Source organism: Shigella sp. FC1967 (genome assembly GCF_001743005.1).
Taxonomy (GTDB): domain Bacteria; phylum Pseudomonadota; class Gammaproteobacteria; order Enterobacterales; family Enterobacteriaceae; genus Proteus.
Genome location: NZ_MIIZ01001388.1, coordinates 1 through 361 on the forward strand (window position 1 = coordinate 1; position 361 = coordinate 361).

The window sequence follows — 361 nt, forward strand, 5'->3', positions numbered from 1 at the left end:
TTCAGCGGTTATCTCTTCCGCACTTAGCTACCGGGCAATGCCATTGGCATGACAACCCGAACACCAGTGGTGCGTTCACTCCGGTCCTCTCGTACTAGGAGCAACCCCTCTCAATCTTCCAACGCCCACGGCAGATAGGGGACCGAACTGTCTCACGACGTTCTAAACCCAGCTCGCGTACCACTTTTAAATGGCGAACAGCCATACCCTTGGGACCTACTTCAGCCCCAGGATGTGATGAGCCGACATCGAGGTGCCAAACACCGCCGTCGATATGAACTCTTGGGCGGTATCAGCCTGTTATCCCCGGAGTACCTTTTATCCGTTGAGCGATGGCCCTTCCATTCAGAACCACCGGATC

Annotated in this window: 1 rRNA gene; it reads right to left on the bottom strand. The window is 55.1% G+C overall.

The features are described 5' to 3' along the window. A 23S ribosomal RNA gene (locus tag BHE89_RS22345) occupies positions 1–361 on the bottom strand; the annotation flags it as partial.